The organism is Bradyrhizobium sp. UFLA05-112, assembly GCF_053572325.1.
In genome coordinates, this window is the sequence record NZ_JBANBK010000025.1 from 48,807 (window position 1) to 72,725 (window position 23,919).

General features: G+C 63.5%; 27 protein-coding genes and 1 pseudogene. 20 read left to right on the forward strand and 8 right to left on the reverse strand.

What is annotated here, in order from left to right:
* Positions 1-36: 36 nt before the first annotated feature.
* Positions 37-1,047: pseudogene (locus SO180_RS16765) on the reverse strand (ornithine cyclodeaminase); the annotation flags it as partial.
* Positions 1,048-1,167: 120 nt separating this feature from the next.
* Between SO180_RS16765 and SO180_RS16770 the strand changes: the two are divergent.
* Positions 1,168-1,593 carry an Lrp/AsnC family transcriptional regulator gene (locus SO180_RS16770; protein WP_449379991.1) on the forward strand — a complete coding sequence of 142 codons (426 nt, stop codon included), beginning with the start codon at positions 1,168-1,170 and terminating at the stop codon, positions 1,591-1,593.
* Positions 1,594-1,723: 130 nt separating this feature from the next.
* Here SO180_RS16770 and SO180_RS16775 read toward each other — a convergent pair whose 3' ends face one another.
* Positions 1,724-1,981: a hypothetical protein gene (locus SO180_RS16775; protein ID WP_449379936.1), complete on the reverse strand. Its 258-nt coding sequence runs from the start codon at positions 1,979-1,981 to the stop codon at positions 1,724-1,726.
* A gap of 342 nt (positions 1,982-2,323) precedes the next feature.
* On the opposite strand from SO180_RS16775, the gene SO180_RS16780 reads away from it, so the two are divergent.
* Entirely contained in the window at positions 2,324-2,698 is a 375-nt protein-coding gene (locus SO180_RS16780; protein ID WP_449379937.1) for a hypothetical protein, read from the forward strand.
* A gap of 14 nt (positions 2,699-2,712) precedes the next feature.
* Here SO180_RS16780 and SO180_RS16785 read toward each other — a convergent pair whose 3' ends face one another.
* Positions 2,713-3,978 carry a polysaccharide deacetylase family protein gene (locus SO180_RS16785; protein WP_449379938.1) on the reverse strand — a complete coding sequence of 422 codons (1,266 nt, stop codon included), beginning with the start codon at positions 3,976-3,978 and terminating at the stop codon, positions 2,713-2,715.
* Positions 3,979-4,159: 181 nt separating this feature from the next.
* Positions 4,160-4,960, reverse strand: coding sequence for a polysaccharide deacetylase family protein (locus SO180_RS16790; RefSeq protein ID WP_449379939.1), 801 nt, complete (start codon positions 4,958-4,960; stop codon positions 4,160-4,162).
* Between the two features lie 82 nt (positions 4,961-5,042).
* Here SO180_RS16790 and mgtE point away from each other — a divergent pair, with 82 nt between their 5' ends.
* The 4 genes from mgtE to SO180_RS16810 all read left to right on the forward strand — a co-directional run bounded on the left by mgtE (position 5,043) and on the right by SO180_RS16810 (position 8,625).
* Positions 5,043-6,464 (forward strand): magnesium transporter, encoded by a 1,422-nt coding sequence (gene mgtE / locus SO180_RS16795; RefSeq protein ID WP_449379940.1) that lies wholly within the window; start codon positions 5,043-5,045, stop codon positions 6,462-6,464.
* Between the two features lie 63 nt (positions 6,465-6,527).
* Positions 6,528-6,824, forward strand: coding sequence for a helix-turn-helix domain-containing protein (locus SO180_RS16800; RefSeq protein WP_449379941.1), 297 nt, complete (start codon positions 6,528-6,530; stop codon positions 6,822-6,824).
* 108 nt (positions 6,825-6,932) lie between these two features.
* On the forward strand, positions 6,933-7,751 hold the full coding sequence (locus tag SO180_RS16805; protein WP_449379942.1) for an aldo/keto reductase: 819 nt from the start codon (positions 6,933-6,935) through the stop codon (positions 7,749-7,751).
* Between the two features lie 49 nt (positions 7,752-7,800).
* Positions 7,801-8,625: a hypothetical protein gene (locus SO180_RS16810; RefSeq protein WP_449379943.1), complete on the forward strand. Its 825-nt coding sequence runs from the start codon at positions 7,801-7,803 to the stop codon at positions 8,623-8,625.
* A 187-nt stretch (positions 8,626-8,812) separates the two neighbouring features.
* On the opposite strand, the gene SO180_RS16815 is transcribed toward SO180_RS16810, so the two are convergent.
* Positions 8,813-9,712: a LysR family transcriptional regulator gene (locus tag SO180_RS16815; protein ID WP_449379944.1), complete on the reverse strand. Its 900-nt coding sequence runs from the start codon at positions 9,710-9,712 to the stop codon at positions 8,813-8,815.
* Between the two features lie 182 nt (positions 9,713-9,894).
* On the opposite strand from SO180_RS16815, the gene SO180_RS16820 reads away from it, so the two are divergent.
* The 6 genes from SO180_RS16820 to SO180_RS16845 all read left to right on the forward strand — a co-directional run bounded on the left by SO180_RS16820 (position 9,895) and on the right by SO180_RS16845 (position 14,488).
* A complete protein-coding gene (locus SO180_RS16820; protein WP_449379945.1) occupies positions 9,895-10,554 on the forward strand; it encodes an RraA family protein in 660 nt (219 codons plus the stop codon).
* Positions 10,555-10,592: 38 nt separating this feature from the next.
* Positions 10,593-11,276, forward strand: a complete 684-nt coding sequence (locus SO180_RS16825) for an RraA family protein (protein ID WP_449379946.1) — start codon at positions 10,593-10,595, stop codon at positions 11,274-11,276.
* 169 nt (positions 11,277-11,445) lie between these two features.
* Complete coding sequence (locus tag SO180_RS16830) at positions 11,446-12,276, forward strand: ABC transporter substrate-binding protein (protein ID WP_449379947.1); 831 nt, start codon at positions 11,446-11,448, stop codon at positions 12,274-12,276.
* Positions 12,277-12,306: 30 nt separating this feature from the next.
* Positions 12,307-13,020, forward strand: a complete 714-nt coding sequence (locus SO180_RS16835) for an amino acid ABC transporter permease (protein ID WP_449379948.1) — start codon at positions 12,307-12,309, stop codon at positions 13,018-13,020.
* Positions 13,017-13,766, forward strand: a complete 750-nt coding sequence (locus SO180_RS16840; protein WP_449379949.1) for an amino acid ABC transporter permease — start codon at positions 13,017-13,019, stop codon at positions 13,764-13,766. The genes SO180_RS16835 and SO180_RS16840 overlap by 4 nt, the downstream gene beginning before the upstream one ends.
* Positions 13,763-14,488, forward strand: coding sequence for an amino acid ABC transporter ATP-binding protein (locus SO180_RS16845; protein WP_449379950.1), 726 nt, complete (start codon positions 13,763-13,765; stop codon positions 14,486-14,488). Before SO180_RS16840 ends, SO180_RS16845 begins: the two co-directional genes overlap by 4 nt.
* 6 nt (positions 14,489-14,494) lie before the next feature.
* On the opposite strand, the gene SO180_RS16850 is transcribed toward SO180_RS16845, so the two are convergent.
* Positions 14,495-16,012, reverse strand: coding sequence for a hypothetical protein (locus tag SO180_RS16850; RefSeq protein ID WP_449379951.1), 1,518 nt, complete (start codon positions 16,010-16,012; stop codon positions 14,495-14,497).
* 283 nt (positions 16,013-16,295) lie between these two features.
* Between SO180_RS16850 and SO180_RS16855 the strand changes: the two genes are divergently transcribed.
* A complete protein-coding gene (locus tag SO180_RS16855) occupies positions 16,296-16,505 on the forward strand; it encodes a hypothetical protein (protein WP_449379952.1) in 210 nt (69 codons plus the stop codon).
* 8 nt (positions 16,506-16,513) lie between these two features.
* On the opposite strand, the gene SO180_RS16860 is transcribed toward SO180_RS16855, so the two are convergent.
* Entirely contained in the window at positions 16,514-17,212 is a 699-nt protein-coding gene (locus SO180_RS16860) for a DUF599 domain-containing protein (RefSeq protein WP_449379992.1), read from the reverse strand.
* A 125-nt stretch (positions 17,213-17,337) separates the two neighbouring features.
* Between SO180_RS16860 and SO180_RS16865 the strand changes: the two genes are divergently transcribed.
* From SO180_RS16865 to SO180_RS16885, 5 genes are all read left to right on the forward strand, one after another.
* Complete coding sequence (locus SO180_RS16865; protein WP_449379953.1) at positions 17,338-17,997, forward strand: glutathione S-transferase family protein; 660 nt, start codon at positions 17,338-17,340, stop codon at positions 17,995-17,997.
* A 117-nt stretch (positions 17,998-18,114) separates the two neighbouring features.
* Positions 18,115-18,483: a YidB family protein gene (locus tag SO180_RS16870; RefSeq protein ID WP_449379954.1), complete on the forward strand. Its 369-nt coding sequence runs from the start codon at positions 18,115-18,117 to the stop codon at positions 18,481-18,483.
* Between the two features lie 196 nt (positions 18,484-18,679).
* Positions 18,680-18,883, forward strand: a complete 204-nt coding sequence (locus SO180_RS16875; RefSeq protein ID WP_156944292.1) for a hypothetical protein — start codon at positions 18,680-18,682, stop codon at positions 18,881-18,883.
* A gap of 147 nt (positions 18,884-19,030) precedes the next feature.
* Positions 19,031-20,008, forward strand: a complete 978-nt coding sequence (locus SO180_RS16880) for a hypothetical protein (protein WP_449379955.1) — start codon at positions 19,031-19,033, stop codon at positions 20,006-20,008.
* A 41-nt stretch (positions 20,009-20,049) separates the two neighbouring features.
* Positions 20,050-20,490, forward strand: a complete 441-nt coding sequence (locus tag SO180_RS16885; protein ID WP_449379956.1) for a DUF1489 family protein — start codon at positions 20,050-20,052, stop codon at positions 20,488-20,490.
* A gap of 19 nt (positions 20,491-20,509) precedes the next feature.
* Here the strand turns inward: SO180_RS16885 and panC are convergent, their stop codons facing one another.
* A complete protein-coding gene (gene panC / locus SO180_RS16890) occupies positions 20,510-21,361 on the reverse strand; it encodes a pantoate--beta-alanine ligase (RefSeq protein WP_449379957.1) in 852 nt (283 codons plus the stop codon).
* A 311-nt stretch (positions 21,362-21,672) separates the two neighbouring features.
* On the opposite strand from panC, the gene SO180_RS16895 reads away from it, so the two are divergent.
* On the forward strand, positions 21,673-22,596 hold the full coding sequence (locus SO180_RS16895) for a division plane positioning ATPase MipZ (protein ID WP_449379958.1): 924 nt from the start codon (positions 21,673-21,675) through the stop codon (positions 22,594-22,596).
* Positions 22,597-22,929: 333 nt separating this feature from the next.
* Positions 22,930-23,790 carry an alpha/beta fold hydrolase gene (locus SO180_RS16900; RefSeq protein ID WP_449379959.1) on the forward strand — a complete coding sequence of 287 codons (861 nt, stop codon included), beginning with the start codon at positions 22,930-22,932 and terminating at the stop codon, positions 23,788-23,790.
* Positions 23,791-23,919 lie beyond the last annotated feature (129 nt).

Below are 23,919 nucleotides of genomic sequence, written 5' to 3' on the forward strand. Positions count from 1 at the left end.
TGCTGCACTGCGAGCTCGGCGCAAATCGCTGCTCTTCTTGCACAACAAACCGAAGAGATCGCGCGGATCGGCCGGTTCGGCGAGCAGATCGATATCGTCATAGTAATCTGTTCCGTCGACAAGATCGTCCAGAAAGCGCAGCGCGGAGAAATCCTCGGTCGCAAATCCCACTGAATCAAAAATAGTGATCTGCTCGCGCGAGCTTCGTCCGCGCACGTCGCCGACGATCACTCGCCATAGCTCGGTGACCGGAAAGTCCGGCGGCATCTGCTGGATTTCACCCTCTATTCGCGTCTGCTCGGGAAACTCGACGAAGACGTCACTGCGTAGCAGGATTTCGCGTTGCAGTTCTGTCTTTCCAGGACAATCGCCCCCGACCGCGTTGATATGGATGCCACTGCCAACCATGTTGTCGGAGAGGATGGTCGCCTTGAGTTTGTCGGCAGTCACGGTCGTGATGATATCCGCGCCAAGGATCGCCTCGTGCACGCTTCGGGCGGCTTCGATCTCGAAGCCGAAGGATGCGAGATTGGCGATAAATTTTCGCGTCGCCGCGGCCTCGATATCGTAGACGCGAAGATGGCGGATGCCGAGCAACGATTTGAAAGCCAGTGCCTGAAACTCGGACTGCGCCCCCAGGCCGATAATGGCCATTGTTCGGGAGTCAGCGCGGGCCAGATATTTGGCGGCGAGCGCCGAGGTGGCGGCCGTTCGTAGTGCCGTCGTGATCGTCATTTCGGCGAGCAATCGGGGATAGCCGGTATCGACATCGGATAGGAAGCCGAACGCCGTCACCGTCTGAAGTCCGGCCCGGGTATTCTTGGGATGACCATTGACATATTTGACGCCGTAGAGCCTGCCGTCGCTGGTTGGCATCAGCTCGATGACGCCATCGCGCGAATGGCTGGCCAGGCGCGGCGTCTTCTCGAAGACGGTCCAGCGGCGGAAGTCCTCTTCAATATAGGACGAAAGACCGACCAGGTACGGCTCGACGCCGATCGAGCGCACCAGCCGCAACATGTTCTCTACCCCGACGAATCGGACCATCTTTTGCTCCTTTGGGAGGAGCAGTGTTAATTTTCACAATTTGCATAGAAAATGGGAATAGATGACAATTTACCGTGCTATATTGCGCATTGTGCACGGTCATTGATGGCAATTTGCGCAATGCACATTCTAGATGATCTGGACCATCGCCTGGTCGCTGCCCTGCGGGAGGATGGACGAGCTCCGATCTCGAAGCTTGCGACCATTCTCGGCGTGTCGCGCGCCACGGTGCAGAGCCGGCTCGACCGACTTCTAGAATCCGGCGCCGTGCTCGGCTTCACGCTGCGGGTCCGGCAGGACTACGACGCAAACACGATCCGAGCGATCATGATGATCGAAGTCGCGGGCCGCTCTACGACCGCGGTGATCCGGCGGCTGCGGGGCCTTCCGGAACTTCACGCGCTTCACACGACCAATGGCGGCTGGGATCTGATTGCGGAAATCCGCGCGTCGGGGCTCAGCGACTTCGATCGTGTATTGGGCAAGGTGCGCACGATCGATGGAATCTTGAATACCGAGACCAGCATTATGCTGAGCTCAATCTGAGGGGACTGCAAACGCCCGTCACAACGATCCCGGCAAACCATTGAAATCGCAGCAAGTGCGACCACCCCTCCCGGGCGCAGCGATCTCGAAAAATTCACGTCTTCAGGAAGGGGACTCACGAGCGGACCGCTCAGCCATATTCCTCGCCGATCCCGTATTCCCGGTAGATCTCGAGCGGATCGGTGTCGGGGAACAGGCGGCATTTGGCCTGGGCGAGGTGCAGGCTGACCGTCGCCGGCTCCTTGCCGCTGGCGAGCATCTTGCGGATGTCGTCCATATGCGCGCGCGGCTGGTGCTTTGGCGCGAGCTGCTCCAGCGCGACCAGCGCGGTAGCCAGCGCCTCGGTGAGCACCCACTCGTCGTGGCCCGTGATTCCCTTTTTCGGCATCGGCAGACCCCACATCGTCAGGCAAAGTCTGGTGGCAAAGGCAGTGTAACGCGACTTTTCCTGAATCTCCATTGAGCCGACGCGGCCGCCGCCGTCCGCGCGTGGCGTCGCGGCAAGCCGCCTGCGCTCTCTTGCATTATGGCCAAGCGTAGCTAAAAGGCGCGCGCGTCCGGCCCCCGATCGATTCTCGGCCCGCACTGCGCGGGCACCCTTAATCTTGGTTGCACAATCTTGGCGTAGACCAGCACCCACAGCATTCCAGGCCGGCAGTTCCGGCTTGCGTCCAATATCTCCGCAACTCACAACGATCGCACGATCGCGCCGCCCTTCGCTGGAGCCAGCATGGTCTTTCTAAGCTTCGTCTACCGCTTCGTGACCAACTTCGCGTTCCTGGCGATGGTCTATTTCAGCCTGAACTTCATGGAGAAATACCCCAACCGCGCGATCCTCGCGATTCTCGTGCTGGTCTATAGCGGCATGCGCGCGGCCTCGACGCTGCGCGCGTTCTACTTTTATCAGAAGATCGAGAAGCTGGAAGGCGAGACGCGGCGCCTGCAAGCGCCGATCAATGACGGCAGTGGCGGAACCAATGCACGCAAGCAGATCGTGACCGATGTGGCGCGGCTGCGCCGCGACGGTGAGCTCAAGTCCTATATGGACCTGTTCTTCCTGGCGCTGATCGTGCTGCTCTGTGTCGCCGCCATCGTGCGGCAGTAGGCGGCTTGTAAGCCTTATTGCTGCTTTTTCTTCAGGCTCGCGAGCTTTGTCGGGCGCGACGCGCTGGCATTGGCGTCCCGCGCTGTGCGCTTCGAGGTAGCGCGCGAGGCCTGCGCATGCTGGCCGCCATGCGCTGCGACCGCCGCACGGCCCTTTGCATTCCTCGAGGAGACCGCATCGGCCGTGTTGGCCCGCGCGAGCTTTGTTGCGACTTGGCGTGACGCCGTCTTGGCCAGCAGCACTTCGAGCGAGCCTTCCTTGATCTCGAAAAGGTCCCGGCTCGGAACGGGCAGGCTTTCCGCGCCGGCCTTCGCGACGCCCCAATGCGACGAGCCGGCCTGGCGCGGCAGCTCGGCGTTCAAATCCGACAGCAGCGGGGCCGGCAGCGTTTCGCTCCGTGTGAAGACGAAGCTCGGAATCCTCGGCCAGCGCACCGCGGCCACATTCTCGCTCGCCGGATGCAGCAACCATTCAACCGGCTCGGTCGGCGTTGCCGCCCGTTCGGCAGTCGCCGGCACCACATGCACGATGCGATAGCCGCGGGCCTTGAGCTCGCGGATGATCTTGGGCAGCGCCGCGACGGTGCGCGGCTGGATGTCGTGAAGGAGCAGAATGCCCTTGCCCTTGGCCTCGAGCCGCTGGATGGCAAGCTGATAGACACGGTCGGGCGAGACGTGCCGCCAGTCGTCAGCCGGGAAATCGGCGCTCCAGACCTGGATGCCGCGCGAGATGAGATAGTTCTCTACGGCATCAGCGCGCAGCAGCCCGGGAATCCGGAAGAACGGCGCCAGCGCCGACGGATCGGTCATCGCCGCGGTGGTCCACTGGATGCCGCCTTCGATCTCGGCCTGCGCCTTCTCGATCGGCATCTTCTCGAAGGTCAGGGGATGGGTGAGACTGTGCGTGCCGACGGTGTGGCCGGCCGCGACCAGCTTGCGCACGCCCTCGGGGTTCGCCTTGGCCTGATTGCCGATGGTGAAGAACGTCGCCTTGATGCACTCATCGGCCAGGATCTGGAGCACCTGGTTCGAGTATTTCGGCAGCGGACCGTCGTCGAAGGTCAGGACCACCTCGTGGTCTCTCAGCGGCAGCGTTTCCCGGTACTGCATCGTGCCGATGCGCGGATGCTCGCGGGGGTCGACCACGATCGTGCGCGAGGTGCCGAGCGCGTCGGGATGGCCGGGACAGTCGGCGGCGACCGCAGCGGCAGGGCCAGCGGCCAAAAATCCGAGGCAGACGATCCAGGACCGCATCCGGCAGGAAACTCTACGACCGATCATTGCTCTCCGTCTGCCCTCGTACGCGATCCGCGACAGAACATCCACGCGATCTCAAAACCTTGGTCGAAGCCCAGCCGAAATGGTTCAGGCCCGGTCCCCGTCCAATTTGCATGGCCTAGCATGAACGGAGGCTTAATTGCCCCACGATCACCCCATTTTGGGCCGCCGTGACATTCCGGCATCAATGCGCATTGGCGCTCTTTTGCGTCGCCGCCGGGACAATGTGAACGACGTGGTAGCCATTGTCGTGCAGGTACCGCAGGAAGGCGGGCATCATGGCCGCAGTTCGCGCCTGCGCGTCGTGCAACAGGATGATACCCTTCCTGGCGGCCTCGAGCCGCTCTTTGACCTTCTTCAATTCCTCCTCGGGGGTGATGTCCTCCCAGTCGCTCGCCCAAAGGTCTGCTCCGAACACGGCGATGCCGCGCGACTGGAGCAGATCGAGCGTCGCTGGCGTGGAGTCGAAATAGGGGAAGCGGAAGAACGGCGTCGAGGGCGTGCGGGTCGCCACGCCGTTGAGTGCCTTCTCGTCGGCCTCGATCCCGCGGTCGATGTTCTCCTTTGCCTGTTCGAAGGAGATTTTCGACGACATCGGGTGCGACCAGGTGTGATGCGCGACGGTGTGGCCTTCAGCAGCGATCCGCTTGACCAGTGCGGGAGATTCCGCCGATGACTGGCCGACCAGGAAGAAGGTGGCGCGCACGCATTCATGCGCTAGCGCTGCCAGCACCTTTTGCGTGTGCGGAGGCCGGGGCCCGTCATCGAAGGTCAGCACGACCTCGTGATCGGCGAGCGGCAGGGTCTGCGGAAAGCTCTTCAGCCCGACCCGCGGATAGGTCTTGGCATCGACGCTGAGCACGCGCGCGGTGCCGAGCGCATCCTGACGCGGGCAGTCGGCCGCGTCCGCCGCCGTGCTGCCGGCAAGCACGGCCGTCGCGATGGCGACCGACAGGGACCATTGGTGCAGACGCATCTTTGTCATTGCGCTCGATGTTGCCTTGTGACTATTGCCTCAACTCCAGCTCAGACCAATTGATCCATCCTGTCAAACGGCGAGGCGCGCCATGGACGAACATATGGACGTTGCCGAACCCGCCGAGACCTCGGTCCTCGACCACGTTCCCATGCGCAATGAAGATGGCGAAATTCGTCACGAATTCGTCGCGGAAATCGCGCGTGCCATAGAGGCCTCCGACAGCACCCAGTTGCGGGCCATCGTCGCGGAACTGCACGAGGCGGACCTTGGCGACCTCATCGGCGCGCTGGAGGCGGATGACCGCGTCCGGCTGGTCGAGCTGACGGGGCGCGATTTCGACTTCTCGGCCCTGAACGAGGTCGACGAGGCCGTCCGCGAGGAGATCCTCGAGGAGCTGCCGCCGGAAACGGTTGCCGAGGGTGTCCGCGAGCTCGAATCCGACGACGCCGTCGAGCTGCTCGAGACCCTCGATCAGGCGGATCAGGAGGAGATCCTCGAGAAGCTGCCGCTGCCCGAGCGCGTCGCGCTCGAGCGCAGCCTGCTTTATCCGGAAAACTCCGCCGGAAGGCGGATGCAGACCGAGTTCATTGCGGTCCCCCAGGATTTCACCGTGGGCCAGGCGATCGACTACATGCGCGAGACGCCCGATCTGCCGGACCGCTTCTACGAGATCTACGTCGTCGACAAGGACCAGCACTGGCAGGGCGCCGTTCCGCTCGACGTGCTCTTGCGCGCCCGGCGCCCGGTGCCGCTCGCCGACCTCCGCGACGAGGATCGCCGCCGCGTCTCCGTCCTGGAGGACCAGGCGGAGGTGGCGCACATGTTCGGCAAATATAACCTCGTTGCCGCACCCGTGCTCGATACACAGGACCGTCTCGTCGGTGTCATCACCGTCGACGATGTCGTTGACGTCATCGAGGAGGAGGCGGACGAGGACCTCAAGGCGCTCGGCGGCGTCACCAGCGACGAAGAACTGTCCGACAGCGTGCTGACCATTGCGCGCGCCCGCTTCAACTGGCTCCTGGTCAATCTCGCCACCGCGTTCCTGGCATCTTCCGTGCTCGGCCTGTTCGAGGGGCAGCTCGAAAAGATGGTGGCGCTCGCCGTGCTCGCGCCGATCGTGGCGAGCCAGGGCGGCAACGCCGCGACCCAGACCATGACGGTCGCGGTGCGGGCGCTCGCCACCCGCGAGCTCGGCTCCTCCAATGCCTGGCGCGTGGTGATGCGCGAGACCTTCGTCGGCCTCGTCAATGGCCTCGCCTTTGCAGTGATCACCGGCATTGCCGCAGTGGCCTGGTTCAAGATCCCGGGGCTCGGCATCGTCATCGGGCTGGCGATCATCTGCAACCTCGTTGCCGGCGCGCTCGGCGGCATTCTGATCCCGATGGGGCTCGAACGGGTGCGCGCCGATCCTGCGGTCGCCTCCGGCACCTTCGTCACGACGGTGACCGACGTCGTCGGCTTCTTCTCCTTCCTCGGCATTGCGACCTTGTGGTTCGGGCTGAAATAGCTGCAATCGCGCTATCATTAATCCGAACTTAAGCCAGCTCGATCATGATCGCCCCGCTTGGGGATGAACATGCGGTTGCGGCTGAAAGCGGACGGACGGATCGTCGAATTGCGGGACGGGCAGGAGCTTCCGCTGCAAGGCGCGGCTGTGCCGAGCGAAGCCGGCCCGCTCGAAGTGCGCGACCTGCGCCGCCGTGCCTGTCTCACCCAGATGGAGTTCGCCGCAAAACTCGGCGTGCCCGTCGAGACCATCCGCAACTGGGAGCAGGGCAAGCGCGCGCCGCGGGGACCTGCACGGGCGCTGCTTGCGGTGATCGCGCATGCGCCGGATATGGTCTTCCAGGCGCTCGCCAAGGCCTGACTACAGGGCCTGACTACAAGGCCTGACGCCAATGCCGGCTGTCTCGGTTGGCAGCCGCGTGCGTGGGGTCCATAATGCAACCGGGGGCGGGCGAGGAGAGGATTCCTCATGCTGTTCGTCGAGGCCAATGGTGCAAGCATTCCTGCTCTCGGGCTCGGGACCTGGGAGCTGAGCGGCCGGACCTGCGCGCGCGTGGTGGAACAGGCGCTGCGGCTCGGCTACCGCCATATCGACACCGCGCAGGTCTACGACAATGAGCGCGAGGTCGGCGATGGCGTTCGCGCCTCCGGCGTGCGCCGCGACGACGTCTTCATCACGACGAAAGTCTGGACCAATCATTTTGCCCCGAACGATCTCGAACGCTCGGTCAAGGAGAGTCTGGTCAGGCTGCGGCTGCCGTCGGTTGATCTGCTGCTGCTGCACTGGCCCAATCCGCACGTGCCGCTTGTCGAGACGCTCGGCGCGCTGGCGCATGCCCGGCGGCTCGGGCTGACGCGGCATATCGGTGTCTCCAACTTCACGGTGGCGCTGATCGAAGAGGCGGTCGCCGCGTGTCCGGAGCCACTGGTCTGCGATCAGGTCGAATTTCATCCTTATCTCGATCAGACCAAGGTGAGGGCGGCCTGCGACCAGCACGGCCTTGCCCTCGTCGCCTATAGCCCGATCGCCAGGGGGCGCATCAAGAGCGACGAGACACTGGCCAGAATCGGCCGGGTCCATCGCAAGACGGCTGCGCAGATCTGCCTGCGCTGGCTGGTGCAGCAGAACGTCGTGGCGATCCCGCGCACCTCGCGCGTCGAACGTTTGTCGGAAAACATCGAGATCTTCGATTTCGACTTGTCGCCCGACGAGATGAGCCAGATTGCCGCTCTCGCACATCCCAAGGGTCGGCTGACCGATTTCGGCTTCGCGCCGAAATGGGATTGAGGCGCCGCATCCATATGCTAGGACCGTGGGTAGCAACCGAAGTTGGGCCATGGAACGGCGGCGGATCATACGGACGGACATTGCGGCGTCGGCCGTCGTGCACGTGACGCTGGTTGCATTGATCGTCCTGATCAGCGAGGTGCATCCGTTCCATGCCCCGCCGAGCGACACGGTCGCCGTCGACATCGTCACGCCGGAGGAACTGAAGGAGAAGCTGCCGGAGCCGACGCCGTCGCCGCAGATTTCACTGCCCGAGCTGACCGCGAAGGACAAGGCGGAGGCGCCCGCACCACCTCCATCGCCACAATCGGCGCAGCAGCCATCGCCGCAGCCGGAGCCACAGGCCTCACCGCCGCCGCAGCCATCGCCTTCCAGGCGCGAGGCCGAAGCGCAACCGCAGCCTCAGCCGCAACCCGCGCCGCAGCCGAGCTACACGCCACCTGAGCCCGACGTCACCCTCAAATACGGGGTGATGCTGGGCTTGCCCGCCGAGCTGCCGCCCATGCCGAAAGAGGGCCCCAAGGAAAATGAGAGCGGCGGTGAAACGGCCACTGAGGCGGCCAAGCTTCCGGCCAACGTCATCGCCGAATTCCGCCGTCACCTGCGAAGCTGCGCCAGGCTGCCTGACACGATCGCGCCGTCCGACAACATCCACATCAAGATCCGCACCTTCATGACCACCGACGGCCAGCTCGCCACCGTCCCGGCACTGATCGAGGCCAGCGCATCGCCCGCCAAGGGCCTTGCCCTGATGCAGGCCGCCAAGGCCGCGCTCCAGGCCTGCCAGCCCTACACTATGCTGCCGGCCGACAAGTACGAGGAGTGGAGGGTGCTCGACCTGACGTTTACACCGAAGGACTTCGGAGCGTCGTAGTTCCCGTCATGGCGTGCGCAGCGAAGCCGATTGGAGGACGAGAGGCTCTGCCCGATGGCTGATCTGATTCCTCGAAATCAACCCCATGCAAAGTAGGGCTAGATCGCCGTTTCGGCTGGCAACACAAGATATTGTGGCCCGGACGAGCGACGGCGACATCTACGCGCTTGGCCGAGACGTCTTGACCTCAGTAGTGCGCCTTCAACCATGCGACGGTCGCGTCGACCATCGGATTATAGCGCATTGAATTCCAGGCGAGTGCCGCCGTTACCACCATCACCCTTTCCTTGAGAGGGCGAACAACCACATCCTCCGGCGCGAGCTTGCGCATGGTCGCTGGCACCAGTGCGATTCCTTGGCCGCAGCTCACATAGGCGATCTGGGAAGAAATCGAGCGTACCTCGTGCTGAATGCGCGGGGCGAAACCATGGGACCGACATGCTGCGACCAGCGCATCGAAATAGATCGGGCTGACTTGCCGAGATGGCATCACGAGTTGCTCGCCATCCAGTGACCGAAGCCGCACCCGCGGAAGCCTAGCAAGGGCATGATCTCGGGGCAGGGCAATCGCCAGCCGATCTTCGGTCAGCGGCATGGTGGAAATGCCCGATCCGACTTCTCCTTCCAGTCTGACAAATGCCAGATCGAGTTCCCCGGCCTCGAGCCCCGCGACTGCCTCGAAGCTGTCGATTTCCCGAACGAAGATGGTCAGTGCCGGATAGCGTTGCCGAAGCTCACTCAGCAGGGGCGGAACGGTTTCCAGCATGGCCGAGGTGATCGCGCCGATCTGAAGCACGCCGGAATGCCCCGCGGCAATCTCCCTCACGACGGTTTCCAGTTGCTCGACATGCCCGGCGAACCGGCGGACGGCTGGCAGCAGGGCTGCGCCTGCGGGGCTGAGCTTGGTGCCGCGCCGGGATCTTTCCAGGAGCTTGAGCTTGAGTGAACGCTCCAGCACCTGGATTTGCTCGGTCAGTGGAGGCTGCGACATGCCGAGGCGTCGCGCGGCCCGGCCGAAATGCTGCTCTTCGGCGACGGCCAGAAACATCCATAGCTGCCGGATCAGCCGGAAATCGATCGTGCTCATTGCAGGCAGGGTCCCCGCCGAACCTGGCCGCCGTCAGTGGGCAATTACGCCGTCAGTGGGCAATTATGCCCGCGATCCGGCGGTCTGATCCGAAATGGCTATCACAGACATAAGTTAATCGAAATTTCAATATCAGCAGTTTCAGCTCAGTCTTGCCGCCGGGGGAAACAGGGACCTCAGCGATGACAATATCCAATTTGCTCGACCGTCTGGCCTCGCTCGACACGAACACCGTGTCCGATGCGCTGGATTTCCTCGATCTGCCCGGGGCCACCTACGGCCTGCGGCCGTTGTGGGATTGCCCGAAGATCGTTGGACGGGCCAGCACCATCCAACTTGGCCCGAAGACCAATGCGGCGCCGACGGTTCACCTCATAACGCCGGTCATCGACGCGATCGCCACTGACGATCGCATCTTGGTCATTGCCGGAGGGTTGGAGGGAATCTCCTGCTGGGGCGATATCATCGCCAATGCCGCGCGTGCCAAGCAGATCCGCGGCTCGGTCATCGACGGCGTGAGCCGTGACATCGAGGGCAGCGAGTCGATCGGCTATCCCGTCTATGGCCGCGGCATCACGATGATCAGCGCGCGCAATCGGGTGATCCAGATCGCCTCCGGCACGCCGGTCCAGATGGCTGGCGTCACCGTGAGCCAGGACGACTACGTCATCGCCGACCGCTGCGGCACGGCGTTCATACCGGCGGCCCGCATCGACGAGGTGCTCGACCTCGGCGAGCGCATCGCGCGTCGGCAGGACGGCATGGTCGTTGCGGTACGAGCCGGCCGTCCGGTCGCTGAAGTCATGCACGACAAGGAATTCGAAGCCATCCGCCGCGCCTGAGGGCGTCGCTGTCTCTCTTTGACGAGGTACTTCCTCCAATGACCCAGAATCCCCGTAAAGCAAGCGCCGAAGATCAGGAGCTGGTTGCGCTCTTCACAGGGCTCGACACCCCCGGCGTCTCGGATGCTCTCGACAAGCTCGGTTTGCACGGACAGGCGCTCGGCATTGCGCCACTGGCGGACTATTCGCAGGTGTTGGTTGGCCCGGCTTTCACCGTGAAATACGTGCCCGCGACCGTACCCGCAGGCTCGGTCGGCGACTACATCGACGACGTGGCTGAGGGCGATGTCGTTGTGATCGACAACGGCGGACGCACGGACTGTACCGTTTGGGGCGACATCCTCACCCAATATTCGGGTCTGCGCGGCATTGCAGCCACGGTCATCGACGGGGTCTGCCGCGACGTCAGCAAGGCACTGGCGGATGGCTATCCGCTCTTCACTGCCGGTCGCTTCATGCGAACCGGCAAGGATCGTGTGCAGGTCGAATCCGTGAGCGCAACCGTCGCCATTGGCACGGTGCGTGTCGCCACGCGTGACATCGTCGTCGCGGATGCCAACGGCGTCGTCGTCGTGCCGCGCCAGCGCGCGCGCGAGGTCGCCGAAGCCGCCCGCAAGATCGAGACGGTCGAAGCAGCCATCCGCGAGCGCATCGCGAGCGGTGCGTCGATCCGCGAAGCGCGGGCAGCGCTTGGCTACCACACCCTGCAACGCAAGGAATGATTGGCTCCACGCATTCGAGGATCGCTGCTGCCCAATTCCTTTGATCACATTCGTGCTCGCCCCGCACTGCGCCCTGAGCGGCGGTACACGTGCCGATCAACGACGTGGCATCGCGCTGGTGAGTAGGGAAGCCGCACGCAAAGATGATCAACCTCTGGAGAACGTCGCAATGAAAGCCTTAGCCATCGTCCTTTCATTTGGCCTTTCGATCGGCATGACCGCCGCCGCCCGCGCAGATCAGCTCGCCGATATCAAGCAGCGCGGCACGCTCATTTGCGGCACGCTAGGCACCTTCGAGCCCTTCAGCTTCCAGGACCCCAAGACCCGCGAGACGGTGGGGTACGAGGTTGACCTGTGCCAGGCAGTCGCGAAGCAACTCGGTGTAAAGCTGGAGCTGAAACTCCTGGCGGTGGAGGCGCGCATTCCCGAGCTCACCCAGGGGCGGGTCGATATTCTCTCGGCGGCTCTCGGCTATCTGGATGAGCGTGCCCAGCTGATCGACTACAGCCTTGTTTCGTTCGTCAGCCGCCAGATGCTGATGGTGAAGTCGTCGAGCGGCATCTCGTCGCTCGACCAGCTCAAGGACAAGAAGGTCAGCGCTCCGAAGGGATCGACCTCGGAGAAATACGTTCGTACCCTGTTGCCCAGTGCGACGATCCTCACGTTCCAGGATCCGCCGAGCGCCTTCCTGGCGCTAGAGCAATCGAAGGTTCAGGCCATGGCGCTCGGTGAGCTTGGCCTGGTGAAGTTCCAGCAACAGGCAGGTGGCCTCGAATTGCTGAAGCAGCCTGTTGCAGTCGAATTCTGGGGGCTTGGCGTGCGCAAGAACGAGCCGGGCTTCCTCGCGGCCGTCAACGACACCCTCAAGAAGCTCGAAGCTTCGGGTGAGGGCGCTGCCATCTTCGCCAAATGGCTCGGCAAGGATAGTCCCTACAAGCTTGAACGCACCTTCCGTCTCGACGAAACGGTGCGCAGTCCGGTCCTCGACCCCAAGAGCTGATAGCCGGGCCGCCACATCGGGGGACGATCCATGACCCTTTCGCTCGATTTCAGGCCGGTGCTCAGCGGGCAACACCTGGAATGGCTGCTCGGGGGTCTGATCACCACACTTGAGCTGGCGGTTTGTGCGTGGTGCCTGGCCTTCCTCGTAGCGATCGGCCTCGTTCTCGTGCGCTCGGCCGGCTTCAAGGCCGCCGAATGGCTCGTTGCCGCATACGTGGAAGTCCACCAGAACATCCCGCTGCTGGTCCAGGTGATGTTCTGGTATTTCGCGGTTCCGGAGCTGCTACCGGAGGACGCCCGCATCTGGCTGAATGAGCGCAACAGCGAATTCATCCTGGCCTTCTTCGCGCTGTCCTTCTGCTTCGCTGCCTACATGTCGGAGGCGCTGCGAACCGGACTCCGCGCCATTCCGAAGACGCAATACGAAGCGGGGCGGGTGCTCGGTTTCGGCTATCTCGGCACGATGCGCTATATCGTTATCCCGCAGGCCTTGCGGGTCGCGATTCCGCCGCTCGTCAACTATTCGCTGCTGTTGTTCAAGAACACCAGCCTCGCCATGGCGATCGGCGTGCACGAGCTGACCTATCAGGTCAGGCAGATCGAGAGCGACACCTTCCGCACCTTCGAGTCGTTCCTGGTGGCGACCGGGATTTACATCGCGATCTCGCTCCTGATCACGGGGCTTGGCGAGTACCTGGAGAGGCGTACGCGTCTCGGGAAGCGGACGGGGGCCGTGCCATGATTGGCATCATCCGCGACAACTGGCTTCTGTTCCTGGTTGGACAATATCCCAACGGCCCGTTCGGCGGGCTCGCGATGACCGTGATCGTCGCGATCGCGGGACTGGTTTTGGCTTTCCCCTGCGCGCTCGGCCTTGCACTGGCCCGGCTCAGCTCAGTTCGCGCGCTATCTCTCGCGGCGACCGTGGTCATCCAGGTGGTGCGGGGTACGCCCGTCCTCATGGTGATCTTCTGGAGCTATTTCGCGCTGCCGATGCTGATCGGTCATGCGATTCCGGGCTTCGTGACGTTGATCGGCGCTCTCGTGATCTATGAGAGCGCCTACCTGGCCGAAATCATCCGCTCCGCCATCCTGGCTTTGCCAGTCGGCCAGACCGAAGCGGCTCGCTCGCTCGGGTTGGGCGCCCGTCGCACGATGGCCTATGTGATCCTGCCCCAGGCCCTGCACAACGCGCTGCCGAGCCTGCTCAGCCAGTTCGTGTCGCTGATCAAGGACACTTCGCTTGGCTACGTCATCAGCATGAACGAGTTCACCTTTGCGGCCGCTCAAGTCAACAACGCGCTGCTCACAAAGCCCGTCCAGGTCTTCTCGATTCTTGCGGTGACCTATTTTCTTCTCTGCTTTGCGTTGACGCAGACGGCCCGCCTCATGGAGCGCCGCATGCTGCGTCGCAGGCTGCAACGGGTCAATGCAGCAAAGCCTCAGACCGGCCTCGACGAGGCGCTCGCCACGGAGTCCCTGCCATGATCACATTCGAGAATGTCGACAAGTGGTATGGCGCACACAAGTGCCTTGCCGGCATCAATGCCAACGTTGGGAAGGGCGAGGTCGTCGTACTCTGCGGTCCGTCCGGCTCGGGCAAGACCACGCTGATCCGAACCATCAACCGCCTGGAGCCGATCCAAGGCGGACGCATCGTCGTCAACGGCCAGGACGTGCACGCGAAGGGCGTAGACATTGATCTGCTCCGCAGCGGGATCGGTTTCGTCTTCCAGCAGTTCAACCTGTTCCCGCACATGAGCGTGCTGGAGAACATCACGCTCGCACCGGTGAAAATCCGCAAGATCGACCGGGGAAAAGCGGAGGATCGAGCGCGCGATCTGTTGTCGCGGGTCGGTTTGGCAGAGAAGGCCGATGCCTATCCCGACCAGCTCTCTGGCGGGCAGAGCCAGCGCGTCGCCATCGCGCGCGCACTCGCCATGGACCCTCCCGTCCTGCTTTTCGACGAGCCGACCAGCGCGCTCGATCCGGAGATGGTGGGCGAGGTGTTGGCGGTCATGAAGAATCTCGCTCACTCCGGCATGACCATGATGTGCGTGACGCACGAGATGGGCTTCGCGCGTGAGGTGGCGGACCGCATCTGGTTCCTCGACAAGAGCGTGTTGATCGAGGATGCATCTCCCAAGGAGTTCTTTGCGGCACCGAAGCACGAGCGGGTCAAACGCTTTCTCTCCGACCTCAGGCACTGAGGGTGGCTACTTCTGCAACTGCACCGCAAATCCCGGAACCGGCGCGAGACACGTTGCACAATACTCCACCCGCACAGTGTCGGCGCCGGTGCAGGGCCGATCCACCGCCATCAGGAAGCGCATGGGCTGGGCGATGAAGAAACTGGACGACTCGACCCGGCAATAGCTCCGCGACTTCAGGTAATCCGTGAGGACACCCAGCTTCATGAAATGGCGAGAGGTGTCGGTGTAGCCGGCATAGTTGAACAGCTCGAAGGGCGTCCGGTCATTTTCGCGAAGGGCTTCGCGGAACGCCGTGACTTGCGCGGCGGCGAAGGCGACCAGCAGCAACGATATGACGAGGATCCGCCAGGTCGCGCGAAAGCTGTCGAGGCCCAAGGCTATCGAAACGAAGAGAAGGAACTGCGGTATGATGTAGTATCGATCGGCAACGCTGGCGATCGAGAGCCGCAGCGCGGGGAAATAGGCGATCGTCCACAAGACGAAGAGCGGCAGGATCAGTTGCTCGGGTCCGTTCCGTTTGCCGCGGAACGCTCCGAGCGCGATCGCCGCGAATATTGCGAGAAGCAGCGCCATGCGCGCGTGTAGCGCGGTCATCTCGATCGGACCGGGCAGGTAGGAGACGACGCGCTCGAGCAGGATCACGCCCGATGCCGTCCCGAAAAAGCTGACATCGCCGATCGGTGAAGCCGCCAGCGAGAGCACCACGAAGCCGGCAAGCATGGGATCGACGCAGCTTGCGACGCGCCGATCGGTGATCGCCCTCAGCGCGTGTGGAAGAAGGCGGCATTCCAGGCGAAGATAGGCATGTGTTGCGAGCGCGAGGAAAGCGAGGCCCACCAGCATCGCTGGTAGCACCCGGCTCGAGAAGCTGCCGTCGCCAACGAAATATCTTGCGGACAGCACGAATTGAACAAGCAGGTTCAACTGCCCGATCAGCAGCAGCCTCGCACTGCTTTCACCCGGCCATTTGAGCGCGACGAACGTTGCCGCCGCGGCAAAGGACAGCGCGGCAGCCGCAAAGATCGCGTGACTCCAGCATCCCAGCGAGAAGGTAAGGAGAAGAAGGAAGAGCCACTTCGGTCGGCCTCGACCTGGCTCCGCCACATGCGGGAGCGTCAGGAGCACGATTGCGAGCAGAAGGTTCTGCAATGCGTTCACTTCCCAGGCGACACGACTGTAGAAGAGGAACAGGAGCGAGGAACCCATCAGCAGCACGAAGTAGATTGCTGCTCCTCCTCGTCTCCAAAGAGCAACAGCAGAGAGGCCGAGGGCGAGACTGTTCAGAACGACGCCCGCCAGCCGCAGGCTGCCGACGCCGGGTGAGATGATCGAGAAGCTCATCGTCACGATCTCGGGGAAGAGCGATCCCGTGTAGCCATTCATGCCCCGGAGGGTGAACATCCCGCGCGCCTGTTGCTCGAACGCACGCAGCCCCACCCAGGCTTCGTCGCCGTGCAGGCCGGGAAACGAATTCAGCCGAACGGACAGGGCGGCAGCGACAACTGCAATTGTCGCTGCCAAGACGCCTGCGCAGCCGATGTGCTTGTATTGCCGCGGCCTCACCGCAGTGTGTGCCGATGCCGGCCATAGGAAAGGATGCATGCGCGCCGGCTACCGTCCGAATTCGCGACGGGAGACATATGTGGGAAAGTATCCCACGTCAATATCTATGATCATCGGTCCGCTGACGACGAGCAGGCGTCCACAATTCGAAATGCGAGTTGGAGGAGATCGCAAGCCGCCCGCACTCCGTCATTGCGAGCGCACGAAGCAAGCCAGAGTCTTTCCGCGGCGGGATTCTGGATTGCTTCGTCGCTTCGCTCCTCGCAATGACGAGATTGGGGCACGCGCGCGCCAAATTCTCGATGTCATGGCCCGGCTTGACCGGGCGATCCAGTACTCCGAGACGGGCGTGATTGAATCGATAGGCCGCGGCGTACTGGATGCCCCGGTCAAGCCGGGCATGACAGCTGTATGTGGGCAAAGGTTGGAGCAACTGATCGCCTCGTCATGACGACCAATCTAGCCCTGCGCGGACGCCTCGTCCGGCGCCATTGCCGCCCACGCGCTGGATGCGAACTGCCGCCGCCACGTCACGATCACCACCGCCGCCGTCGTCACGAAGAGCACCCAGGGGCTGATGAACCAGCCGAGATAGCCGAGCGCGAAGAAGAAGGCGCGCTGGCCGCGGTTGAAGTGCCTGCCGGCCGATTCGAACAGGCGGGAGGTGCGCAGGACATGCGCTTCGGCCGCCGGTGTGTCGCGCTGCGAGGCCGGTGGCATGCCGCCGAACAGGATCGCGACATAGTTGAACAGACGATAGGCCCAGGCGAACTTGAAGAAGGCGTAGACGCAGATCAGGACGAGGCCGACGCATTTCAGCTCCCACAGCGCGGGCGAGGGGCTGAGATCGATCGGCAGCTTGCTCAGAATCGCGAGCGCGTCGTTGGTCGCTCGCAAGAGCGCCAGTGCGCCACCGATCGCGAACAGGCTGGTGGAGGCGAAGAAGGCGGTGCCGTTCTGGAGCGAGGCCATGATCTGCATGTCGACCATGCGCGCCTCGCGGTCGAGCAGTCGGCGCACCCAGACCTCGCGGTAGCGATTCATGCGCGCCGACAGGCTGTCGCGGCCATAGGACGAGTGCTCCAGCGTGATGGCATAAACCAGCCATTCCAGCACGAAAAAGCCGACGGCGGCGATGTCGACCCAGTATCCGCTCATTGTGATCCCCTCGTTGGCGCGCAGGATTGCCATGCATGTTCCGCTGCGGCAACGATTGATTGCGTGCAGGCGATGGCGTTAAAAGCAGCGGCTTGATGGACCAGCATTTGAGAAGGACCAGTCACATGGCGCTGAAGCTCGCGATCGGCAACAAGAACTACTCGTCATGGTCGATGCGGCCCTGGCTCGCGCTGCGCGCCAACGACATCCCGTTCGAGGAGGTCGTGATCCCGCTCTACACCGACAATCCCGCGGACAAGCAACGCATCATCTCCTTCAGCCGCGCCGGCAAGGTGCCGGTGCTGGTCGACGGCGACGTCACGGTGTGGGATTCGCTCAGCATCATCGAATACATCGCCGAGCGCTTTCCGGAGAAGAAGCTTTGGCCCGACGACGCCGCGGCGCGCGCGCATGCCCGTTCGGTGTGCGCCGAGATGCATTCCGGTTTCATGGCGCTGCGCGGCGAATGCGGCATGAACCTGCATCGGCCGGTACGTCCCGTGACGCTGTCGGCGGACGCGCAAGCCAATGTCGCGCGCGTGCAGGAGATCTGGCAGCAGTGCCGCGAGCGCTATGGCGCGGGCGGACCGTTCCTGTTCGGCCGCTTCGGCGCGGCGGACGCGATGTATGCGCCGGTGGTGCATCGCTTCCGCACCTATGCGATCGAGGTTGCGCCGCAGACGCGCGCCTATATGGACACCATGCTGGCGCAGCCCGCATTCCAGGAATGGACGCGGGACGGCCTTGCCGAAACGCTGGTCATCGAGAAGTTCGAAACCGCGTAGGCGGGGCGGGATCGGCGCGCAGACAGGAATGTGATTGGGCGCGGCTTGACGGCAGGCCGGCCGGCGGCGCTCAATCGGCAATGGGAAATGCGCATCGGGCGCAAGGGGAGACGGGCCATGGGAATCTTCGACGCGCTTGAGAACAATCCCGCATTCCGCAGCGCGCTCGGCCAGCTTGGCTCAGCGGTGCTGCCGGCCGTGCTCAACGAGGTGCTGGGCAGCAACAACCAGGGCGGCTTGGGCGCCATCGTCGCCAAGCTCGAGCAGGCGGGCTTCGGAGACCAGGTCAAGTCGTGGCTCGGCAATGGCCAGAACCTGCCGATCTCGGCCGACCAGCTCCGTCAGGTGCTCGGCAACGACACGGTCAGACAGCTTGCCGCGCGCTACAACATCCCGGTGGACCAGATCAGCCAGATCCTGGCCCAGGAGCTGCCCAAGGCTGTGGATAATGCGAGCCCCGACGGAAAGCTGCCCCACGGCGCCTGACGCGGTTGGCGGGTTCCAGACGGTACCATTGGCGGGCGGTCTGCCCGCTATCGTGCTGAAAAGATTACAAAAATCACACATTCGCCATAGTGGCATAGCGCTGGCCAAGAAGGCCGGCCGCGTGCTATACACCGCGCCGGGCTTCTGGCCGGCCGCCGCAGCGGGACACGTGGGCGCGGCAGGCGTTGTTTGAGTGATGGAGAGGGTGTTGAAGCACAAATTCCCCGTGGGCGCGCGCGTCCTGTTCACGGCCAGCAATATCGCGCGCCCGGCTGCCAGCGGCACCTACGAGGTCATCCGTCTGCTGCCGACCGAGGGCGACGATTGTCAGTATCGGATCAAGAGCTCGACCGAAGCCTTCGAACGGGTTGCCAAGGAAAGCCAGCTCGCCCTGTCGTGACGATACGCAAGGGTGTGATGACGAATTGGATGTCGACCCGCCGTCAGACGGCCCGGTTCAAGTCAACATGATGAGCGGGCTGCAGCCGTTTCGCGGGCAGTTGCCATCACCGAATTTGATCTCGGCTCGCGTGAGGGGACGTCGCGCATGAACTGGGCATGGGCCGACGAAATCTGGCGCTCAGCGGGCTTTCCGATGTGGCTGACACTGGCGGCCGCCGGCTTCTTCGGCTTGATCCTTCTGATCACGTTGCTGCGCGCCGAGCGATCGGTTGCGAACGGTGCGCTGACCGTGATCACGCTGCTCGGGATCGGCATAGCGGTCGCGGCGACCATTCGCGCCTATGCACCGAGCGGAGAAGGAGCCGCGAGCGAAACCCGCGCGCGGCCCGGAATGACCGCCGCGTTGCCCGCGCTGTCCTGCATCGACGATCTCGCGGGCGACACCGTTCTGGCGGCCTGCGAGAAGGCGCTGTTCGGCTCGCCTGAAGCGGTCGCCGCCGCCGTCTCCTACACTGCGGCCCAGATCAGCCGGCTCACGGCGCTCGGCGATGCCGCTACCGCCGGCAAGAACCTGCCCCCGGAGCTCAAGGCGTTGCGGCGGGCCATCGAGCACGACCGCTATGGCCTCGTTGCGCAAGTGCTTGTCGCCCGCGACGGCTGCACGCAATTCGACTGTGCCGCGTTCCGTTCGCTGACGGATCAGCAACAGGTCGCCGCCAACATGGACGCCCATCTCTATGAGGGGCTGGTCGCGCGCTACGCATCCAGCTGGAACACGCCGGTGGCGGCGATGCCGGGTGCGGTCGCCGCGCTGCCGCCTTCAATGCCGACTGGCAAGCCGACCAATGCGGAGTTCCCGAGCGCCGCATCGACGCCGGCGGTCAGCATCATGGCGCCGGAGCCGGGCACCCGGCCGGCGCCGTCGGGAACCGCTGCAGCGCCGGCTGCGCCGCGCGCGCCTGCTGCGGCGAGTTCGGCGCAAGCTTCGGCACCGCCTCCGGCTGCGAAGAAGCCGCCTGCTCCGAAGGCTGCGCGTGCGCCTGCGCCCGCGCCGGTTCAAATCGCGCCGCCAACTCAGCCCGCGCCAGCTCCGGCTGCTCCCGCGGCTGCGGATAACAATTAGTTCGGCTTTCAAAGGCGCGGCCGGCCCGCTAATGCTGGGCCATGCCATTACATCTGATCAAGCTCGCCGTCGGCTGCGACTCCGTCAAGGAATTGAAGGAGTGGATCGCCGAGCGGATGCAGACCGCCAAGAAGGAGGGCCTGCCGCAACGCCATATCCACGTCACCCGCATGGTGCCCAAGCGCGGCGATGAAATCCTCTCGGGTGGCTCCCTTTACTGGGTGATCAAGGGCGAGATCGCCGCACGCGAAAAGATCATCGGTATCGAGCCGTTCCGCGACAAGGACGGCATCGGGCGCTGCCGCATCGTGATGCAGCCCAAGGTGTTCGCGGTGTCGCCGCGGCCGATGCGGCCGTTCCAGGGCTGGCGCTATCTGACGGAAGATGCCGTGCCGCCCGATCTCGGCAAGGCCGCCGCCGGAACCATCGCGGCGATGCCCGAGCCGATGCGGCGCGAGTTGCGCGATCTCGGCTTGCTCTGAGACGCCGCCAAAACGCGTCCTACACCGGGATATTGTCGATCAGGCGGGTGGTGCCGAGCCGCGCCGCCACCAGGATGCGCAGCGGCCCGTCCATGCGCGAGGTGGCCGGCGCCAGCGTCTCGGCATGGCGCGCTTCAAAATAGTCGAGCGCAAAGCCGGACTTTTCGATCATGCCGGCGCCATCGGCCATCACCGGCGCGATCGCTTCGCCGGCGCGGATCCGCCCAGCGCTCTCCTTCATGGCACGGTAGAGGGTGGGGGCGAGCTTGCGCTCCTCGGCCGACAGATAGACGTTGCGCGAGGACATCGCGAGCCCGTCGCGCTCGCGCACCGTGCGCGAGCCAACCACCTTGACGCCGAGGTCGAGATCCCCGGCCATCTGCGTGACCACCCGCAATTGCTGAAAGTCCTTCTCGCCGAAGATCGCGACGTCCGGTCGGCACTGCGTGAACAGCTTGGCGACGACGGTGGCTACGCCGCCAAAGAAGTGCGGACGGAAACGGTCCTCGAGCCCCGCGAGCGCCGGTCCTTCCGGCACGATGCGGGTCCCAAAGCCCTCCCGATACATGGCCTCGACCGTCGGGTGCCAGACGAGGTCGACGTTTTCCGCCGCGAGCATTGCAATGTCGGCTTTCCAGGTGCGCGGATAGGCGCCGAAGTCCTCAGTCGGCGCGAACTGCGTCGGATTGACGAAGATCGACACGACCACCCTGTTCGCGCGTCGCTTGGCGAGGCGCACCAGGGACATATGCCCGTCATGGAGCGCGCCCATCGTCGGCACCAGCGCGACCGTGGCCTTGCGCTTGTGAAAAACGTCGAGGCTGCGCCGCAGGGCAGGGACCGTGCGGGCGATCAGGGGACTTCGTGGCATCGGGACTCTTGGCTGTTGGAGTCTTGGCTTCTGGATTCTCGGCTTCTGGATTCTTTGCTGAAGTCGTAGCCGCGGGAGCGGCGTTCCGCGAGACAGGGCTAACCTTAACAAGCGGCACGGGTGGACGCCATGCACGTGCAGGAGTCAGAGAATGTTTCGCGGGTGCGTGGGCTGGATCATGGACGCGAAACACGTGCGCGATTCATGATTAAGAAACGCGCGTTGCGATTTGCATTTCCTGTCGCGCATTTCACTTGACCGCAGACCCGGTCAACTTGAAGATATTTGTTAGGGGCGTTGAGGATTCCTACATGCTTGTGCAGGCTAGCCAAGGCCAATTGGGCTCGGCGCATGTTGTCGTGCTCGGCAACGAGAAGGGTGGCTCTGGGAAATCCACCACGGCCCTGCACATCGCGGTCGCGCTGCTGAAGGCCGGCCAACGCGTCGCCACCATCGACCTCGACTGCCGCCAGCAGAGCTTTACCCGTTACATCAACAACCGTTCCGCCTGGGGGCGCCGTACCGGCCTCGCCCTCGAGTTGCCGGTGCATCGTTGCATCAAACTCGGCGAGACCATGCAGATCGCCGACAACGAAAACTCCGAGTTCCTCCAGTTCATGGAGGCGGTCGCGGCGGTCGAGAGCAACTTCGATTTCATCGTCATCGATACGCCCGGAACCGACAGCTACCTGATGCGGCTCGCGCACTCGATGGCGGATACCCTGGTCACCCCGATCAACGACAGCTTCCTCGACTTTGACGTGCTCGGCACCGTCGATCCCGCCAACTATGCGGTGACCGGCGAGAGTCATTATGCCGAGATGGTCCGCGACGTCAGGCGCAAGCGCCGCCAGCTCGATGGCTCGACCACCGACTGGATCGTCGTGCGCAACCGCCTGTCGATGCTGGGCTCACGCAACAAGCAGCTCGTCGCCGACGGGTTGAAGGAATTGTCACTGCGGCTCGGCTTCCGCTATGTCGACGGCTTTGCCGAGCGCGTCGTCTACCGCGAATTTTTCCCGCGCGGCCTGACCGCCCTCGACGATATCGACGAAGCGACCCTCGGCATGCGGCCCAATCTCGGCCACGTCACCGCCCGCGAGGAGGTGACGAGCCTGCTCCGCCAGCTCAAGCTGCCGCTCGACGAGCGCGGCCGCCGCCGCGCCGCCAATCGCGCCGAATGGTTCAGCCAGGTCGACAAGCCGCTCGAGCTTCACGACATCGTCGGTGCCTGACCGGGCGCGGTACGAAGCTACTTCCACCAAAGATATTTGATCGGCGCCCGGGTTCCACGGGAACCGGCGGGACCATCTGCGATTGAACCTGGCGCAGACAGGTTGCGTCAGAGGGATAATAGTACCTGACGTAGTGGTCTTGGAATACCGTGCTCAGAAAACGAGTGCGGCGCACAATGAAAGAGCTGCCGGTTCACAATTTTTGGTCTTCCCGTCACGACGCTGTGACATATATTAAGGAATAACCGACAAGGGGCCCAAGAGCCTTCAAGCAATACAATTTCAAACGGGAGTTCAGGCCAGAAGAGCCTGAGCGTGAGGCTGAGGACGAAGATGAAGCGTGGAATTGCCGTTCTGGTTTCCGTCACCGCCCTTGCAGGCGTCGCCTATTTCACGATGGCGAAGTGGGCCATCAAGCACGAGACCATCACCTTCTATGATGCCTCGCGCGACAACCGCCCGGTGCCGGTTGATGTCGCCGTTCGTCGTGACCGCGAAATGCAGGCGGATAGCGGCTTGATCACGCTGCCGGTCGCCGTGATCAACCACGGCAACACCGTCAAGAACACCGAGTATGGCTTCCTCGCCAACGTCTTTGCGATGCGTGGCTATCTCGTGGTGAGCCCGCAGCATGACCTGCCGACCGATCCGCCGATGGTGACCAAGCCGGGCGAACTCTATGTCGGCCGCCTGCCGCAAATTCTGCGCGGTGTGGCCAACATCCATCTGGCGCTGCATGACATGAAGACCGTCCAGCCCAACGCCAACTATTCCAGGGTGACGATGGTCGGCCATTCCATGGGCGGCGACATCACCATGTATTTCGCCAAGCAGTATCCGGACGAGGTCAAGAAGGTCGTGACGCTCGACAATCTGCGCGTACCCTTCGTCACCGCCGGCAAGTTCAAGATCCTGTCGTTCCGCTCGAAGGATCCGCAGTTCAAGACCGATCCTGGCGTGCTTCCGACAGACGAGGAGTGCGAGAAGGCGGGCATCACCGTCGTGAAGACCGACTTCCAGCATAACGACATGCGCGACACCGGACCGGATGACGCGAAGAACTCGATCCAGGGCATGCTCGACAAGTTCCTGGCGGACACCGACAGCGAAGTGGCGCCCGTCGACACCCTCAACGCGCCGCCCAAGGTGCTCGAGCCGGGCCCGGTCGCGCTGATGGCACCTTCCAAGAGCTGACGCTTCCGTCGACCTCCGAACTTTCGCCCTGCCGGGCCTCCGCTGCTGACCGCCGCGGGGGCCTTTGCACATTGACCGATCATGGCGCGCTCGCCACATATTGGTGATGTAGTCTAGTGTGCGAGCAGG